At 62.5% G+C, this 17,011-nt stretch carries 14 protein-coding genes; 13 read left to right on the plus strand and 1 reads right to left on the minus strand.

The genetic code is table 11. From position 1 onward, the window contains the following. Positions 1-68: 68 nt before the first annotated feature. From ACSQ3L_RS14875 to ACSQ3L_RS14895, 5 genes are all read left to right on the plus strand, one after another. Positions 69-1,856 (plus strand): portal protein, encoded by a 1,788-nt coding sequence (locus ACSQ3L_RS14875; RefSeq protein WP_436160637.1) that lies wholly within the window; start codon positions 69-71, stop codon positions 1,854-1,856. After that, entirely contained in the window at positions 1,853-2,173 is a 321-nt protein-coding gene (locus ACSQ3L_RS14880; protein ID WP_436160638.1) for a hypothetical protein, read from the plus strand. Before ACSQ3L_RS14875 ends, ACSQ3L_RS14880 begins: the two co-directional genes overlap by 4 nt. A gap of 417 nt (positions 2,174-2,590) precedes the next feature. Beyond that, positions 2,591-4,924, plus strand: coding sequence for an HNH endonuclease (locus ACSQ3L_RS14885; RefSeq protein ID WP_436160639.1), 2,334 nt, complete (start codon positions 2,591-2,593; stop codon positions 4,922-4,924). Next, a complete protein-coding gene (locus tag ACSQ3L_RS14890; RefSeq protein WP_436160640.1) occupies positions 4,921-5,220 on the plus strand; it encodes a DUF7716 domain-containing protein in 300 nt (99 codons plus the stop codon). The genes ACSQ3L_RS14885 and ACSQ3L_RS14890 overlap by 4 nt, the downstream gene beginning before the upstream one ends. An 8-nt stretch (positions 5,221-5,228) precedes the next feature. Further along, on the plus strand, positions 5,229-5,543 hold the full coding sequence (locus ACSQ3L_RS14895) for a hypothetical protein (protein WP_127366055.1): 315 nt from the start codon (positions 5,229-5,231) through the stop codon (positions 5,541-5,543). 275 nt (positions 5,544-5,818) lie between these two features. On the opposite strand, the gene ACSQ3L_RS14900 is transcribed toward ACSQ3L_RS14895, so the two are convergent. Then, entirely contained in the window at positions 5,819-6,133 is a 315-nt protein-coding gene (locus ACSQ3L_RS14900) for a YMGG-like glycine zipper-containing protein (protein ID WP_127809883.1), read from the minus strand. Positions 6,134-6,391: 258 nt separating this feature from the next. Here ACSQ3L_RS14900 and ACSQ3L_RS14905 point away from each other — a divergent pair, with 258 nt between their 5' ends. The 8 genes from ACSQ3L_RS14905 (at position 6,392) to ACSQ3L_RS14940 (ending at position 16,992) form a co-directional block, all read left to right on the plus strand. Continuing rightward, on the plus strand, positions 6,392-6,958 hold the full coding sequence (locus ACSQ3L_RS14905; protein WP_436160641.1) for a hypothetical protein: 567 nt from the start codon (positions 6,392-6,394) through the stop codon (positions 6,956-6,958). A 249-nt stretch (positions 6,959-7,207) separates the two neighbouring features. Continuing rightward, positions 7,208-8,119, plus strand: a complete 912-nt coding sequence (locus ACSQ3L_RS14910) for a hypothetical protein (protein ID WP_436160642.1) — start codon at positions 7,208-7,210, stop codon at positions 8,117-8,119. A 184-nt stretch (positions 8,120-8,303) separates the two neighbouring features. After that, positions 8,304-9,293, plus strand: a complete 990-nt coding sequence (locus ACSQ3L_RS14915; protein WP_436160643.1) for a Coat protein — start codon at positions 8,304-8,306, stop codon at positions 9,291-9,293. Between the two features lie 298 nt (positions 9,294-9,591). After that, positions 9,592-12,291 (plus strand): hypothetical protein, encoded by a 2,700-nt coding sequence (locus ACSQ3L_RS14920; RefSeq protein ID WP_436160644.1) that lies wholly within the window; start codon positions 9,592-9,594, stop codon positions 12,289-12,291. Beyond that, a complete protein-coding gene (locus tag ACSQ3L_RS14925; RefSeq protein ID WP_436160645.1) occupies positions 12,254-12,865 on the plus strand; it encodes a T6SS immunity protein Tdi1 domain-containing protein in 612 nt (203 codons plus the stop codon). The genes ACSQ3L_RS14920 and ACSQ3L_RS14925 overlap by 38 nt, the downstream gene beginning before the upstream one ends. Before the next feature lie 319 nt (positions 12,866-13,184). Continuing rightward, positions 13,185-13,703 (plus strand): hypothetical protein, encoded by a 519-nt coding sequence (locus ACSQ3L_RS14930; protein ID WP_436160646.1) that lies wholly within the window; start codon positions 13,185-13,187, stop codon positions 13,701-13,703. A gap of 209 nt (positions 13,704-13,912) precedes the next feature. Next, entirely contained in the window at positions 13,913-14,527 is a 615-nt protein-coding gene (locus tag ACSQ3L_RS14935; protein WP_436160647.1) for a hypothetical protein, read from the plus strand. Further along, positions 14,524-16,992 (plus strand): hypothetical protein, encoded by a 2,469-nt coding sequence (locus ACSQ3L_RS14940; protein WP_436160648.1) that lies wholly within the window; start codon positions 14,524-14,526, stop codon positions 16,990-16,992. The genes ACSQ3L_RS14935 and ACSQ3L_RS14940 overlap by 4 nt, the downstream gene beginning before the upstream one ends. The last annotated feature ends 19 nt before the right edge of the window (positions 16,993-17,011 follow it).

Genomic DNA, 17,011 nt, shown 5'->3' on the forward strand with positions numbered 1-17,011 from the left:
GGGGAGATTGGCAGCTTCGGCGCCCCGACCTCCTTTCATATGCTTTTCCTTACTCAGTGAGACCCACCATGACCGATTCCCGCGCCCGCGATATCCTGTCCCGCCAGTCCGAGTTCGAGAGCGAGCGCAGCCAGTATGAGGCTGTGTGGGAGCAGGTGGCGGAATTCTGCGACCCCGATGCGCCCGATATCTGGAGCGGCCGCCGAACCGGCAGCCAGGGCTCGCAGGCCGAGCGGCAGGAGCGGCGCGGCGCTCGCGTCTATGCCAACACCATCAACTCGGCCGCCAACCGGCTGGCCGCTGGACTGGAAAGCCTGATCATTCCGCAGTCGGAAAAATGGCATGGGCTGTCGACGGCCGCCATGAACGACGAGGAGACCGACGAGGAGAAGGAATGGGCGGAGGCCTTGCGCGATTTTCTGTTTGCGCTGCGCTACTCCGCCAATTCGAATTTCGTGCCGGCCACCCAAGCCTGCCTGCGCAATGTCGTGCGCTACGGCCCGGCCTATCTCTATGCCGAGGAAGGGTTCGGCGCCACGCTCATCCGCTATGCCTCGATCCCGGTGGTCGAAGGGTATCTCAGCCGCAACCGCTGGGGCCAGGTCGACATTTTCCATCGCCGCTACGAGCGCACGGCGCGGCAGGCGGCACAGCTGCTCGGCTACGACAAACTGCCGGCGCGCATCAAGGTTCTGGTCGACGATCCGGCCAAATGCGAGGCGAAGATCTCGCTGGTCCAGTGCATCCAGCCGCGCGACGAGCGTAAGATGTATCGGCTCGGCGGCCAGTACCAATATCTCGACACGGCGTTCGCCTCCTACCACGTCATCGAGGACGAGGAGGAGATCGTGCGGGAAAGCGGGTTCCGTACCTTCCCGGTGTCGACCTTCAACTGGCGCCGCTACGAGGGCGACCCCTATGGCATTTCGCCGACCATAGAAGCTCTGACGACCGTGCGCGAGGAGAACGCGGTGCGCCGCTCGGGGCTTCGCGCGCTGCAGCAGATCACCGATCCGGCCACTGCCTCGAAGGCCCGGCTCGACTATGTGCCGGTGCTCAATCCCGGCGAGAATTATCCGGGCCTGATCGACGACAATGGCAGGCCGCTGATCGCGCCGATCACCACCGGGCAGAACCCGACATACGCCTTCAACTACGCGCAGAGCCGCGCCGACGAGATTCGCGACATGATGTTCGTCAACCTGTTCCAGACGCTGGTGCAGAACCCGCAGATGACGGCGACCGAAGCGCTGATCAGGCAAGAGGAGAAGGGCGCGCTGCTCGGTCCGTCCGGCTCGATCATCCAGGCGGGTTTCGCCAGCAATCTCGACCGCGAGCTCGGCATTCTGGAGGACAAGGGGCTCTATGACGAGGACAGCCGCTTCCTGCCGCCGGAAAGCCTGGCCGGCAAGGCGGTGCGGCCGACCTTCACCGGCCCGCTCGACGTGCTCAGGCGCTCGGCCGAGGCGCGCGACACCATCCAGGTGGTGACGACGGCCATGCAGATGGCGCAGTTCGATCCAGGCGTGATGGACAATATCGACAGCGACGAGGCGATCAAGATCGTGCAGAGCGCCGGCCGCAGCCCGCAACGCATCTTTCGCCGCAAGGAGGAGGTGGACGAGTTGCGCGATGCGCGTGCCAAGGCCAGCCAGGCGCAAGCCGGCATGGCGGCGATCGCCACCGCCGGCAAGGCGGCCAAGGATGCCGTGCCGGCGGCCGTGCAGGCGCGCGACAGCGGCCTGCTCGACGGATTGCAAGACATGCTGCAAGGCGCTGGTGGCCAAGGCGGGCAGACGGGGCAGGGTGCGCAAGGCGTGCCTGTTGCCCAGGCTCCGACGGGTGGCAGCGCATGAGCCGGAAACGCTTCGCCCATGCTGGGCAGGCCGGCGGGCCGGCCAAGGCGCGCGACGCGCTGGCCAAGGCATATCTCAGGGTGTTTTCCGGCGAGGATGGCGAGATGGTGCTGGCCGATCTCGCGGCGACGACCGGCTACTACCGGCGTCCGTCCTATGGCGAGTGGATGGCACGGACGCGGACGCCCACCGGGTTCGAGCTGCACAGTGCGCTCAGCAATGCGCGCGCCGAGGTGGTGCAGCATATTATGGGGTTTCTGACGCTGGATGAAACGCAGCTGGTGGCGCTGGAGAAGGCGGCACGGGCGGAGGCGTAGGCGCTGAAGCTGCCAATCTCCCCCTCAAGTGGGGAGATCGGCTGTCGCGACTGCCTTCGCCAATTGAGAACGTTGCAGGAAGAGTGAGGCCGCGAAGCTGCCAATCTCCCCCCACGAGGGGGAGATGTCCGGCAGGGCAGAGGGGGGCGCTGTCCCGCTGACGTACCCATCAATGCTCCGAAGGTGTGAACCTCTAAAGTTTGCCCAAACCGACTGTGATCCCCACCGTCGCGGCCCTACGGCGTAGCAGCGCTGCCGACGAGCCCACCGACCCACACAGGCAGCACCGCCGCTCCAGGATTTTCCAAAAAAGTCGATCCGACAGAACCCGCGAACGCGACAGCCAGCATGCGGCCCGGCCGTGCCGTGATCGCCAGCGCAGCTTTTGTTCAAAGCCATTCGAGCAGGAACCAGCCAATGGTCAGCATCATCCCCCTCTCCATTGCCCAGCGCCGGCTCGATACCGGCAATGCGCCGCAATACCCGCAGGGATCGCCGGTCGGCGGCGCCATGCAAGGGCTGGGCGACCAGTTCTCGGCTATCGCCGAGCGCTACCAGCAGATGAAGGACCAGCAGGAGGCGTTCGACGCCGAGCTGGCGCGGCGCCGGTTCACCAGCCGGATCGCGCAGGCCGAAGATGAGGTGGCTGCGAACGCGCCGGCCGACGGTGCCGGCCTGCACGAGGCCATGTACGGCCAGGTCGACCCGCGCGACGGCCGGGTGGTGAAGACAGGCCTGTTCGACACACTGTTTGACGCCGCCTTGCCCAGCATGCCCCAAAGCCAGCACGCCAACTTCGCCAGCCAGAAGGAAACACTTCGCGCAGTTGGCGCACGGCGCATGGCGCAGCGGCAGCTCCAGTGTCGCAAGGATTACGAGCAGGCCCAGGTCGACACGGCGTTGAAGACCAGCGCTATCGCCATCGGCAAGGCCGATCCCGACGATCCCGTCACCTTCGAAGCGGCCCGCCAGGAGGGGCTCGACCTGATCGACAAGATGGGGCTCGACCCGGGGATCAGGCAACAGAAGGTGAAGGACTGGTTCGGTACCGCCGCCAAGGCGCGGTTCGAGGCGCTGATCGCCAAGGATCCGAAACGCGCGCTTGAGATGTTTGGCGTCGGGACGCCGGCCTCCGGCAGCGATGCCTCCGGCGATGTCGCGCAAACCGCAGGCAGCTCTTTCTCGGGCAGCCCAAATATGGCCGGTGGGAAAGATGGCCGCGTCGGCACGCAGACTCCGGATGAGCGCATAGCGCAGGCGTTCAGGGACGACCTTCCACAACAGGAACAGGAAGCGCTGGCCTTAAAGGCAAAGGTGACCAAGTTCACTCAGGACATCGAGACGCGCGTCGCGATCTATCGCGCCGAGGCGGAAGCGGCGGACGAAACCTCACGCACAGGGGCCTACTCGGGCGGTATGCCAGGCAGGGATGCCTACAGAACCATCTATGGCCTCGATGAGGGTGACAAGCGCTGGAAGGTTCTTGAATGGCAGACCAATGTCGGGAAGCGGATTTTCGACATGGGGACCATGTCGAACCTGGCGATCCATGCCGCCCTTCGCGATGCCGATGCGGGGCCGAACACTTCGCAGGAAGACCAGGCGCTCCATAACGCAACCACCGTCGCGGCAAAGCTAGTCTTGGAGAGGAGACGGGCCGATTTAGGCGGCTACGTTAGCGAACTGTCTCCAAACATCTCCGCAGGCTGGAAGGCTGTGTTTGGCACTGGGCCTTCTGATCCAGAGGCTTTTGATCAAGACAATTACGACAAAACGCTGGCCTTGTCGGTCGCTTCGCAAAAAGCATTGGGTATTGATGATGAAAATCTTCAGCCCGTGCCGTTCTCCATCCTCCGCAAGCTTGCCGAAGATCGCGACAGCGGAAGCATGTACTTCATGGACAATTACGCGAAGGCGAGCGCGTTGTTCGCTGGCACGAAAGGTCCTGTCGCGCGGGCAGCTCTGGTCCGGGAATTGGATGATGCCGGTCTGGGCGGGATTCTCCCCGGCGGCAAGCCGCGCCTTTCGGTGGGCGAGGTGCTTCGCGCGGACGCCAAAGCGCTTGGCAAGACAGCTGCGAATGCCGGGATCGCCCTAGCCAACGCAAATGAATGGGTTGCTTACGGCATGTCGGGAGCAACGATCACCCCTCCAGATTACAAGGATGCCTACTACGAGCCTTCGGACAATGTCGAGAAGGTGATGATGCGTCAGGGAAGTGACGCATTGGGTTGGGCCATACCGTGGCCCGGGGCTGGTCGAGCTGCTGTCGCCGAGGAAGGGATAGCGCGAGCAATTGAGTCGATCGGTTCTGGAGCGGCGGAGCGTGCCGAAAGACTCATTGCCGACAAGTTGGGGTCCGAAGCTGTCGCGAAAGATGCGGGCACCGGAGCAATTCGGGCACCCGCAGGTCAGTTCTATAGTGTGATACATGAAATGCGATTGGACCCGAGCTTGTATCCGGGCTCGTCGCGCCCAGTGCACGTCCAAGCTGCAAACGAATCCCTATTGCAAACGATGGAAGGAGAAATTGCTTTCGCTCAGGATTTGCTGAATCAGGGTCTCAATCTTCAGCGAACGCCGACAGGGCTAGCCCCCCGCGCTGCACCTCTCGGCTTCAGCTGGCACCACGCAGACGAACCCGGTGTGATGCAACTCGTCCCTAGATCTCAACATGATGGAGGGAGTAACTTCCAGAAGACACTGCATCCGAATGGCCGAGGAGGATTTTCCCTATGGGGAAAAAAATGAAGTTGCTGGATATCGTTGGACGGTTGTCAGAATTTGACGAGGAGGACCCGGTCTACGCAGCGGAGCCCACAATCTACGCGGCGGAGCCTTGGACAGAGGATTCAGACGCAATGGTTTTGCCTCAGCAGGATGGGGTGTTGGTACCAGCCGAGGCAGCTAAAGAGGGCCTGGCATACTTTCTCGAAATCAACCTTGCGATCGAGATTGCCGAGGCTTTGGTTGCATCGCAGAAAGAAAAGCCAAGCATTTCCGCTATCTGCGAACGCGTTATTTATTATGCCACCTATGATGCGTGAGAGGTTAAATGTCGACTAACCCACGTTATGACGGACAGCCGCTGCTTAGACTGCTGGATGTTTATGTGCTCTGGGCGATCGGAGAACTTTCTCAAGAGTCGGAAGAGGGCTTGAAAAGAATGGCCCCCAAACTGCAATCTCTGTTTGGTGGCGATGGACGGTGGCATGACGCAGTCGCCCAGTCCATGCACATGCCCGAGGGAATGCCGGCAGCAATCCGGGATATGTGGGTGAGGAATGTCGAAATCGCTCGCGTCAACGGCACGACCCTCCCGCCCGAGAGATTTGCCGAGATGTTCGTGGACGAGAATTTCAAAAGTTGAACGTTTGATTGGAATTGCAGTGATTGCGCCCCTTATCCTGCCTGCAGTTCACCCTTTTATCGGCCGCATCACCTAGCTGGCTTGAACCACCGGACTGCAACATGGACAATAGTGCACTGGACCGTAATTCGCATCGTCGCCCCCTCGTGAGTGCTAAACGATAGCGTCGAACTGCTCCGAATGTAAGGGTAGCACCAGCATCTCAGAACATCGCGCTGCCCTCAACCCCCTGCCGGGACCTTCTCCCCGTTGAACGGGGAGAAGGGACTAAATAATCAATAATCGCCGTTGTAGTACCGGTCGTCGCAGGGTGCCGTGTAGATGCGGCCGCTGCGGTCCTGGTAGCGGCACATCTGTTCGCCGCGGCGCTGCGGCGTGGTGGAGCTGCCGACAACCGCGCCGAGCAGGGCGCCGGCGCCGGCGCCGATGAGCGTGCTTTCGGTGTTGCCGCCAATGGCCTGGCCGACGAGGGCGCCGCCGGCGCCGCCGATCAGCGCGCCGGTTCCGGCCCGCTGCTGGCCTTCGGTCTGCGCGCAGCCGGCAAGTGCCGCGGTCATCAATACGGCGGCTATGGCTTTGTGAAAGTTCATGTGAAGTCTCCCTTGAAGGCCTGAAATCCCTATGGCTGGCCACGTGCGGTCGCATTGCGGCGGAACGGGGGCACGAGGCCTCACGATATAAGACATGGTTTCTCGGGCGTTGATAGACCGGGAGCCGAAAACACCTCTTTCGAACAAGGCGCTAGCGCCGCTGCTTATCAAAATGATTCAGCCTTCGATGGCTCGCCCCAGTTGGGGCTTGATTGGTTGGGCTGCCAGAATTGCCGCTGAAAAAATGGAGAAATTCCAATGACCCGAGGTCTTCCCCGGACGCTTGTCCGCGCCGCCGCCCGCGAGGCCGGCCTTGCCCCGCCCAAACTCGGCCTGAAAGCCGTGACCACGGGGCAGGGCGGATCGTACCGCACCGTCTTCACTTTCGCTGGCATGCAGGTGCCGGTCGCTGACGCGCAGGCCTATGCTGCCCAAAAGATCTTCGACTTCGCCGACGGCAAGGTGCGCATCAAGGGCGGCACGGCGAGATTGCAGTTCGCCGTACTCGGCACCCGCGCGGCGACCATCAACGACAATGCGGCGCTGACCTGGTCGCTCGGCTCAGCAGCAGCGTCGAGCGCGACGCTGGCCTCGACCATGGTCAATGTGCTGGCCTCGACCGCGCGCACGCTCGACGGTGTTGGTGCCGCGCTGTCGACCGCCTCGACCGCCGACATCGCCGCCGCCGCGACGCTGGATGGCACGCCGGTCGATCTCTATCTCAACCTCGCCTTTGCCACCGGCACCGATATCGACGCCGACGGGACAATCGCGGTCACCGGTACGATCACGCTGCTTTGGGAGAATTGGGGCGACAATGTCTAGGCGTTGATAACGGCCAATCTCCCCCCGTGTGGGGGAGATGCGTGGCAGGGCAGAAGGGGGCGCTGTCCCGCCGACCTGTCCCGTCAATATCAGCTCAAATCAATGAGGGTAACGTCTTGTAGGTAAACGCGAACGCCGCGTTCCTTCGCGCCCCCCTCTGTCCTGCCGGACATCTCCCCCACAGGTGGGGAGATTGGCAGCTTTGCCGCCGGCCGATTTCTAATCTAACCCTCAACAAAGGAACATCACATGACAGATCTGGCAGACGCCGGGTCCGTGGCGGCGCGTGCGCAGCCGGCGGGCAACCCAGTACGGCCACCGGCCAACGGGGACAATGGGTCCGCCCCCACGGCCGGCAAAAGTTGGTTTGACGGTCTTTCCGAAGGCAACCGCAAGCTCGCTGAAACCAAGGGCTGGACCAAGCCTGAAAGCCTCGATCGGGTTTTCACATCCTATGCGGAGCTGGAGCGGCAGCAGGGTGAGAGCCTGCGCGTTCCCGCTCCGGACGCGCCACGGGAAGACTGGGAGCGTTTTCATGCCCGGCTGCCCGAAACCATGCGTCCGGTCACCTCGTCCGAGAAGGTCGAATACCTCAGGCCGGAAGGGCTGCCGGAAAACTTCGCCTATTCGGACGAACTCGCCAATGCGTCCAAGGCCTGGGCGGTCGAAGCGGGCGCTTCGCCAAGAACCGCGCAGGCCTACCATGACAAGTTCGTCGGCTACATGGCCGAGCAGGCGGCGCGCCAAGAGATCGCGCTGGCCCGTTCTGTCGAAGCCACCCATGATGAGCTTGTCAGAGACTGGGGGCCGACCGACAGCGACGGCTTTCGCCAGAGACTGGAGGTCGCCAACCGGGCGATGAAGAAGCTCGGCCTGGTCGACGCCTACAAGGCGAAGGGCATCCTTCTGCCTGACGGGGCGCTGACCGATCCGCAGATCGCCAGGGCGTTCCAGGCGATCGGCGAGGCGATGTTTCGTGAAGACACGATCGACGGCGGTGTTTCTTTCAGCGGAGCCAATCCGTTCAAGCGCAACGCCGCCGGCGAACGCAACCTGACCGATATTTCAGCCCTCGTCAAAAGCGACCCCGCCCGCGCCCGGCGGCTGGCTCGCGAGGCCGGGGAAAACCCGGATCTCTGGATGCCAAACAACCCGCGCTGACGATCGATCAGCCGCACTCGAACGCCCCCTCATCCGGCCGCTTCGCGTCCACCTTCTCCCCGACGGGGAGAAGAGGCGCGCCGACGTCGCAAGTCTCCTCTCCCCTCGGGGAGAGGTCAGCCGAGCAAAGCGGAGGATGGGTGAGGGGGCGCCGCCACCAAACCCAACCTGAAGGAAGAGAAAAATGGCAGATGCCTACACCCGTATCGCGGACGCGATCGTTCCGTCCGTCTATGCCCAATATGCTTTCGAGGAGCACGTCCAGTCGCTCGAGATCTACCAGGCCGGAATCCTGTTTTCCGACCCGGCCATCTCGTCAAAGCTGTCGATGGGCGGCCGCTCGGTCGACATGCCCGGCTGGAAGGATCTCGGCAACGACCCGTCCGAACCGGTCAATGACGATCCGGCCGATTCCATCGAGATGAAGAAGATCGGCTCGCGCCGCGAGGTCGCCGCCCGCAATGTCCGCGCCCAGGCGTGGGGCGTTCCGGACCTGACCTCGATCCTGGCCGGCGACGATCCGCAGAAGCTGATCGTCAAGCGGCAGACCGAGTACTGGCAGCGCGCCAACAAGCTGACACTGCTCGGAATCCTGAAAGGAGTCGTCGCCGACAACATCGCCAATGACGGCGGTGACCTGGTGCGCACCACCGGCGCTTCGATCGTCGACACCGACATCATCGAGGCCGCCTATCTGATGGGTGATCGCGCGGACAAGTTCAAGACGATCTGGATGCACTCCAAGCAGATGAAGGCGCTGAAGCTCGCCGACCTCATCGACTATGTGCCGTCGTCCGAGCAGGGCGGGCCGCTGATCCCCTACTATATGGGGCTGCGGGCCGTCGTCGACGACGACATTCCGCAGGCCGCGGGCGTCTACACCGCCTTCATGTTCAAGGACAAGGCGATCCTGTGGAACGAGCTGCCGGTCAACACCGAAGGCGGCCCGCTGGAGTTCGACCGCAAGCCGCGGCAAGGCCATGGCGGCGGCGTCACCGAAATGGTCGGCCGCCGGCATTTTGTCCCGCATGTGCCCGGCACGCGCTTCCTCGACGCCGCCTCGGCCGGCGAATTCGCCACCGATGCGGAACTGGCGCTGGCGGCGAACTGGGACCGCACGGCATCGAGCGTCAAGGCGATGACGTTTATTGCGCTGAAGACGACCGAGGCCTGATCGAGCTGAGGCGAGGGGCGGGGGCGATGAGCTCCCGCTTCTTTTTCTGAACTCAACGCCAGCCAGCTACGCCAGCACAATCTCAACACGCAAGCCGCCCTCTCACGCTTTTCGGCAAGCAGGCGGCGACGGCGTCGATCTTCAACGCGGGCAACGCGCTCGTTGGAAGCTTCTCCAAAATCCACGACCCAACCAAACGACGGGCCGCAAGCGCGGTGCCCAGCACTGTGCCGACGGTCCGTGATCGCCAGCGCCGCGCGCCCTTTTGTTTCAAAGCCATTCGAGCAGGGAACAGCCAATGGTCCACATCATCCCCCTCTCCATTGCCCAGCGCCGGCTCGATACCGGCAACGCGGTGCAATATCCGCAGGGATCGCCGATCAGCGGCGCCATGCAGGGTTTTGGCGACCAGCTTTCAGCTGTCGCCGAGCGCTACCAGCAGATGAAAGACCAGCAGGAGGCGTTCGACGCCGAGCTGGCGCGCCGCAGGTTCAGCAGCCGGATCGCGCAGGCGGAAGACGAGGTGGCGGCGAATGCGCCGCCCGACGGCGCCGGCCTGCATGAGGCGATGTACGGCCAGGTCGACCCGCGCACCGGCCAGGTGGTCAAGACAGGCCTGTTCGACACGCTGTTCGCCGCTGCCTTGCCTGGTATGCCCGAAAGCCAGCGCGCCAATTTCGCCAGGCAGAAGGAGACGATGCGCGCGGTTGGCGCGCTGCGAATGGCGCAGCGGCAGAAGACGCAGCGCGACGACTATGAGTTGGCCGAGTGGACCAAGGTCGACAACATCTCCACCAGTTCAATCGCAAAAAGCAACCCGAACGACACTGCAAACTTCGAGGCGATCCGGCAGAGCGGGTTTGACCTGATCGCCAAGATCGGCAACCCGCTCGCCCGGCAAGCGGCGGAAGCCGCCTGGCGCACCAACACGGCCAAGGCGCTGGTCCAGGCGATGATCGCCCAGGACCCGAAGCGGGCGGCGGAGATGCTGGGTGCGGCGCAGGCTGGAAGCCTGACGAAGGACGATACCGCCGAGGCCGTTGGTAGCTCGCAGCAAAGCGCCGGGAGTGCTGAGGCCTCAAAAGATGATCGCGTCGGCAAGCCTACGCCGGATGAAATGGTGGCGCATGCATCTGGCGCGGCAAGTGCGCCAGATGGCGAGACAGCCATACCCCTCGATGCCATCACCTACCTGAAGCCCGGCGATCTTGCGGCGCTGAAGGATCAGGCCAACAACGCCACCGCAGCTCAGCTGATCGGTGCGCGCACGAGGATCCTACTTGCGGAGCAGAACGCACCGGCTGTCATCGCCGCCACAGGCAAATATCCCGAAGAGGAGCCAACCGCACAGGATTTCGTCAACATCTACGGAGCCGAGGCTGGCCCGAAGCATTTCGATCAGTTCAGGATAACGGCCGGCGTCGCCAAGTCTTTCTTCGACATGTATCGGGCATCGAACCGGGAGATACATGCCGAGCTTCGGGATTTCGAACCTGGACCTGACGGCTCACCGGAAGAAAGCGAACGGTACGCAATAAGGGTCGGCGCCGCCCAGCTAATCATGGGCGCCCGCGACGCCGATCCCGTCGCTTATGTCACCCAACTGTCCCCCGGCAGTGCTCCTGATTGGAGCAAGGTCTCAGCGCTCCAGGATTTTCAGGCTGCGATCACCTGGGCCAGGGCTGCTCAACAGCAAATGGGTTTCAGCAAGGTTTTGACGGTCCCGCAGGCGCTTTCGGACAGCCTTGGTGCAGGATATGTCGATGAGAGCGTACCGCAGCAGCAGCGCATCATCGAGCTGAGTGAGTTCTCTAAGGCAGTGCGCGACCCGGAAGCGCGCTTCACATTCGCCGGACAGGTTTTCCAGTCCGCTTTGGCTCGCTTGCGTCAAAACGCGGCAAACAATCCGAGGATCACGCCGGCGGAACTGGAAGCCCGGGCAAAAGCACTCCAGGCCGATTTGACGGAGATGGCGCAGCATCCGGCACGCGTGCGGTTCAACGCGGAGTCGTGGTGGCAAAAGCCGTTTGCCGCCTTGAACGACAATGCCAGACTCATTGCCAATGGCGCCACATTCGATCAGGCCGACAAATTCGCGGCTGGGATGAACTGGCTCTTCTCCGACCAGAGCTACCACGAGTTGCTCGCAGCCCAGGAAGCCGAGAGCGAAGATGCCGAGGACCGCGCCGGATCAGCGGGTACGGCTGCAAAACTACTCGGCGCTTTCGCCACCGGTCACGGCTTTCAAAGTGCGGGCCTTACCTTCACCGGAAAGCTCGGGGCTGAAGCCCTAGAGGGCCTGCCAGGTCTTTTTGCGCGGAGCGCTGGCATGGCTGCCGATGGCGCGGTGTTCGGTGGTGTCGATGCCGCGCTCAACGGCAGGGACATCGTGCGCGAGATGGGCACCGGCGCACTCTTAGGGGCAGGCGGCAATGCTCTTGCCGAGGGGCTCGGTGCGATTGGCAGCCAGGTGGTGGCACGGCTCGCCGGGCGTACTGAGGATGCTCTATCTGACGCGAGCCTGGGAGCTCCCGCTTCCCCTATATCGGAGGCGGTCCCAGACACGCTTGCAGTGGAGAGCGGAGGCAGCGCTGCTGCCGTCAGCGAAGCGTCTGCTGGCCACGATATACATCTATACTACATGCCTAAATGGGATGCTGCGCAACGCGCTGCAGCGGACCTCAAAGTTGAGATATTGACCGAGGCCGACACCGTGGTTAGCCGTGCTGTGCGTTTATTCAAATCAGCTCGTAAAAAATTCATAGCCGCTGGTAACCATGTGCCCGCCGGCAGCCATGTTGATCACAGAGTTGATTTGCAGCTAGGAGGGGGGGACATACTGGAGAACATGGGCCTAATGGATCCCAGTGTTAACACCAGTCTTGGGTCGCAGATAAGACACCAAATCAAGCTTCTGCCTTATGGAACTAAAATCAACAAGGTAACGATTGGAGATCGCGGTGTTCGAGACATTCCAAAAAAACTTCCCGGTGGATAGCAGGGCGCCGACCGATGCGGGCGACTTTTCGCTGGATACGAAGGTGCCGGGACTGAAAGAGTTGTTCATGAGTTTCGGAGGCGGGTCGTTCAAGCACGGCTTATATAGGATCGTCCGCGCACAGGACGTGGCGCACTGGAACGCGAGGGTCAGCCTGGGCTTTCCCGAGTTCACCGGGCGGATCACCTGCTTTGGCTATGATTGGCAGGGGACGACGTTTGCTGTCGATACCGGACGGTTGGAGCAAGGCGAGCCCGGTGTCGTGATGTTTGAACCCGACACGGGCGAGGCTCTGCAGGTACCGTGCAATGTCCGAAGCTTTCACGACATTGAACTTATCGAAGACGAGGACGCCATATTGGCGTCCGATGGGTACGCAATGTGGCGGGAAGCCGGCGGCGCCCAGCCGGCCTATGCTCAATGCATAGGGAGTAAGAAACCGCTATTTCTCGGAGGCGAGGACGCGATCGAGAATCTCGAATTGTCGGACCTGGATGTTTATTGGCACATCATGGGCCAAATCATCGCCAAGGTGAGAAGCCTGCCACCAGGAACACCAATTCGCATACGGTGACAGTGCGGGTGCACCGCGCCTTCCGACGTGGCTGAATCTGGTGAAGGGTATAGTCATTCCGAAGAAGTGACAGTGACCTTCTCACAAGCTTCGGAATTACGAATTAGAATTACGGTGACAGTGCACTTTTTGCAGCCGCACCCACGGGACGGCAGTGAAACTTCCGGACTGACACATGGAAAATAGTGCACTGTCACCGTAATCCGTCCCTCCGACTGTCGATTACTGTTGATTGCGTGTGGCGCAATCGGCTTGTTTGGGACAGACTGACGGAGGGCCATTCAGCCTTTCCGAGATCAGAAAGCAGCGATCTGTCCTCATGCGCCTTGCAGCCACAATTCTGTTCCTGCTTTCCATCACCGCGCCGGCCGTTGCCGGCGAGATTTCCGAACCTGCCAAGGGCGTTACCCTGACCTACAACGACAAACTGTGGTGGGCCAGGCTCGACCAACGGGACATCGTTCTATCCTGCATGGCCTCGGCTTGCGGCGGCGATTGCGACGTAGTGCTGACGATGACCCCGGCAGGTCTGACCTCGCACGAGTTCTTCGATCGATACCGGAACGAGATAAACAAGAACACTATCGTCAAGGCATCCACGTATGGGCTCGACCCTGTAGTGATCGACAAACCGACAATCGTCACGATCAACGGCAGGGATGTTTCACAGTCTTCTGTCCGTCTCAGGAGTCCGGGTCCTGCCCGGACCTGGATGGTGGTCGAAGAGGCATCGTTCGGTGTGGTGACGCTAACCTGTAATAGCAGCGAGGGCGAATACGAGATCGCCAGAAAGACATGGTTGGACCTAGTTAAGGGCATTGTCATTCCGAAGAAGTGACGGTGGCTCTAATCTCACTTCGCAATGAAAGAATGACGAGACGTTGAAATTGTCAGCCTCCCCTGTGGGTGGGGAGATTGGCAGCCCAGCCGCCTTATTCATTCAACCGAAAACTCCCAGCAACCGAAAACTCCCAGCCGCTTCGCAGCGGCTTTTTTCATGTCCGGAGAAAAATCATGACCCGACCTGCATGGACGGAGGCCTGACCCATGGCCGTCACCCCGCTCGATATCGCCAACATGGCGCTCGCCGTGCTCGACGAAGCGCCGATCGACAGTCTCGATCAGGACGTCAAGGCGGCGCGCCTGCTCAACCTGCATTTCGACCTTGCGCGGGAAGCAGAGCTCACCAAATGTGCCTGGGTGTTCGCGATCCTGCGTGCCACGGTGGCGGGGTCTGATACCGGAAGCGATTGTGGCTTGACCTTCGCCTATGAATTGCCGGCCGACTGTCTGCGGCCGCTGCCGCTGACCCGCAATGGCGAACCGGACGGCGTGCCGATTTCGTGGCGTCAGGAGGCGGGGTTGATCTATTCCGACCAGCCCGGCCCGCTGATCATCCGCTACATCGCCAACCTCACCGACCCCAACGACTGGGACGCGCTGTTCACCGAGGTGCTGGTGGCGGCCCTTGCCATCAAGGTGGCGCATCCGCTGACGCACAAATCGGGCATGATCGACATTGCCCGCTCGGCCTATGACCGGGCGCTGGAGGCGGCGCTCAACGCCAACGCCATCCAGCGCGGCGGCCGGCTCTACAACGCGTCCTGGTCCAGCCAGCGCGGCGACAGCAGGCCCGGCGACAACCGGATCGTGCGCAGATGACGACGCTGTACCCGATCCAGGACGTCTTCACACGCGGCGAAATCTCGCCCCGGCTGCATGCACGTGCCTCGCTCGATTTTTATCGGGCGGCGCTGGCCAAATGCGAGAACTTCGTCACCTTGCCGCATGGCGGCATCCGCAAGCGCGGCGGCACCTATTTTGCCGGCGAGGTGAAGATCTCCGCGAAGAAGACACGGCTGATCCCGTTCATCTTCTCGGCCGATCAGGCCTACGCGCTCGAATTCGGCGACCGCTATATCCGCGTCTACGCCTACGGTGCGCGCGTCGGCACGGTGGAGGTCGCCTCGCCCTATCTCGAGGCCGACCTGTTTGGGCTCGCCTATGTCCAGTCGGCCGACCAGATGTGGATCACCCACCGGGATTATCCGCCCAAGGTGCTGACACGCAGCGCGCACACGGCGTGGGCGCTGACGGATTTCGAGATCGCCGACGGCCCCTATGATCCGATCAATGACACCGCGACAACGCTGACGCCCGCAAGCTACGGCTCGTTTGTTCCGAAGATGAGCAGCCTGACCGTTCCAAGCGGCACGGTGTCCAGCTTGAATGCGACGGGCGATGCCTGGCAGTTGTTCGACAAAGACAGCAAAACGATGAGCGTGCTCACCGGGGGAACCGGGGCATGGGTTCAGCACCGGTTGGCAAGTTCCGCGCAAAAAGTGTGCAACGCCTATTGGATACAAGCACCGGGCGCCGCAGGTCGAGCAGAGGACATGCCGACCCAGTGGGAAGTGCAGGGCTCGAACGACGGCTCCACGTGGGTTACGATTGACTCGCGGCAAGGCCAGACAGGATGGAGTGCATCCGAACGCAGGTATTTCGAATTCTCCAATAGGACGCCTTTCGAATATCTGCGGCTGGATTTCGAAGGTGGCGGCGGCCCGGACAGCACCAATGCGGCCCTCGCCGAATGGGCGCCGAACGAGGATGGCGATCTGATGACGCCGTTCAACCTGACGGCTTCCTCGATCGTTGGCATCAACAATGGAGAGGGATTCCAACCCTCGGATGTCGGGCGCGCTATTCGCCTCTACGCTTCCGATGGCCGCTGGCGCTGGGCCAAGATCGCAGCGCGCATCAGCACCACGATCGTCACGATCCGCATGTATAGCCATGCCCTGCCAGACCTCAACCCGGTATCCCGCTGGCGGCTCGGCACGCTCGTGCCGGGGAAGTATATGGAGAGCGGCTCGCTCTATGAGGAACGGCTGGCCTTCAGCCGGAAATTCTCCGTCTATGCCTCGGCCACCGGCGACTTCGACAATTTCGCCCTCGGCGAAAAGGACGACGACGCGCTGGAGTTCATCCAGGCCGGCGGCGGCCAGGCCAACGACATTGTCTGGATCGCCGACAGCGACGGCGCGCTTTTGATCGGCACCGGCGGCGGCATCCGCGCGCTTTCGGGCTCGGGCATCGACGAGGCGCTGACGCCGTCCTCGTTCAAGAACCGGCGCTCGCGCACTTTTGGCTGCGCCCGCATCCGCCCGGTCGATGCCGGCCAGTCGTTCCTCTATGTCACGCGCTCGCGCAAATCGATCGCCGAGCTGACGCAGACGGCGCAGAGCCGTTTTGCTTCCGACGATGTCGGCCAGGTCTCCGAGCATATCCCCAAGCAGGGCGTGGTCGAGCTCGCCTTCCAGACCGATCCGGACCCGTTGCTGTGGTTCCCGCTCGAGAATGGCGAGCTTGGCGGCTATACCCATCAGCCGAGCCAGGAAGTGCGCGGCATGCACCGGCATCGCCTGGGCGGCAGCGTCAGTGGGGCCAACTGGGCGGTCGTCGAAAGTGCTGCGGTGACCCCCGGCCAGAACGGCAATGACGACCTCTGGCTGATCGTCCGGCGCACCATCGGCGGGGTGACGAAGCGCTACATCGAGATCAAGACCGCGCCGTTCGAATACGGCGCCATCGCGGACGCGTTCGAGGTCGACTGCGGCCTCACCTATACGGGCCTTGCGGTCACCACGGTGGGCGGCGCCATGCATCTCGCCGGCCAGTCCGTCGATGTGCTTGCCGACGGCAAGGTCTATCGCGGCCTGACCGTCAGCGGCGGCGGCACGGTGACGTTGCCGGGCGGTTCGACCGCCGCCAAATGGCAGCTCGGCCTGCCCTATGCGGCGGGCGCCGACACGCTGGAACTCGATGTCGGCGGCCGCGACGGCTCCATCATCGGCCGCCGCAAGAAGGTGGCGAAAGTGATCCTGTCGCTGCTCGAAACCGACACCACGGGGCTCCAGGTGCAGTCCTTCATGCGTGGCCGCTGGGAGCCTGTGCGCATGCCCTCGATCGTCGCGCCCGACGGTCGGGCAACGCTGTTCACCGGCAACGTCGAGGTGCCGATCGACGACAGCTGGGAAGGGCAGGGCCGGGTGAGGATCCGCCATGTCAACCCGACACCCTGCACGATCCGTGCGTTCACGCCGGTGTTTGACGCCGAGCCGTAGGTTCGGCGGCGGGCGAGCT

This window comes from Mesorhizobium sp. LjRoot246 (assembly GCF_964254115.1).
Classification (GTDB): Bacteria; Pseudomonadota; Alphaproteobacteria; order Rhizobiales; family Rhizobiaceae; genus Mesorhizobium.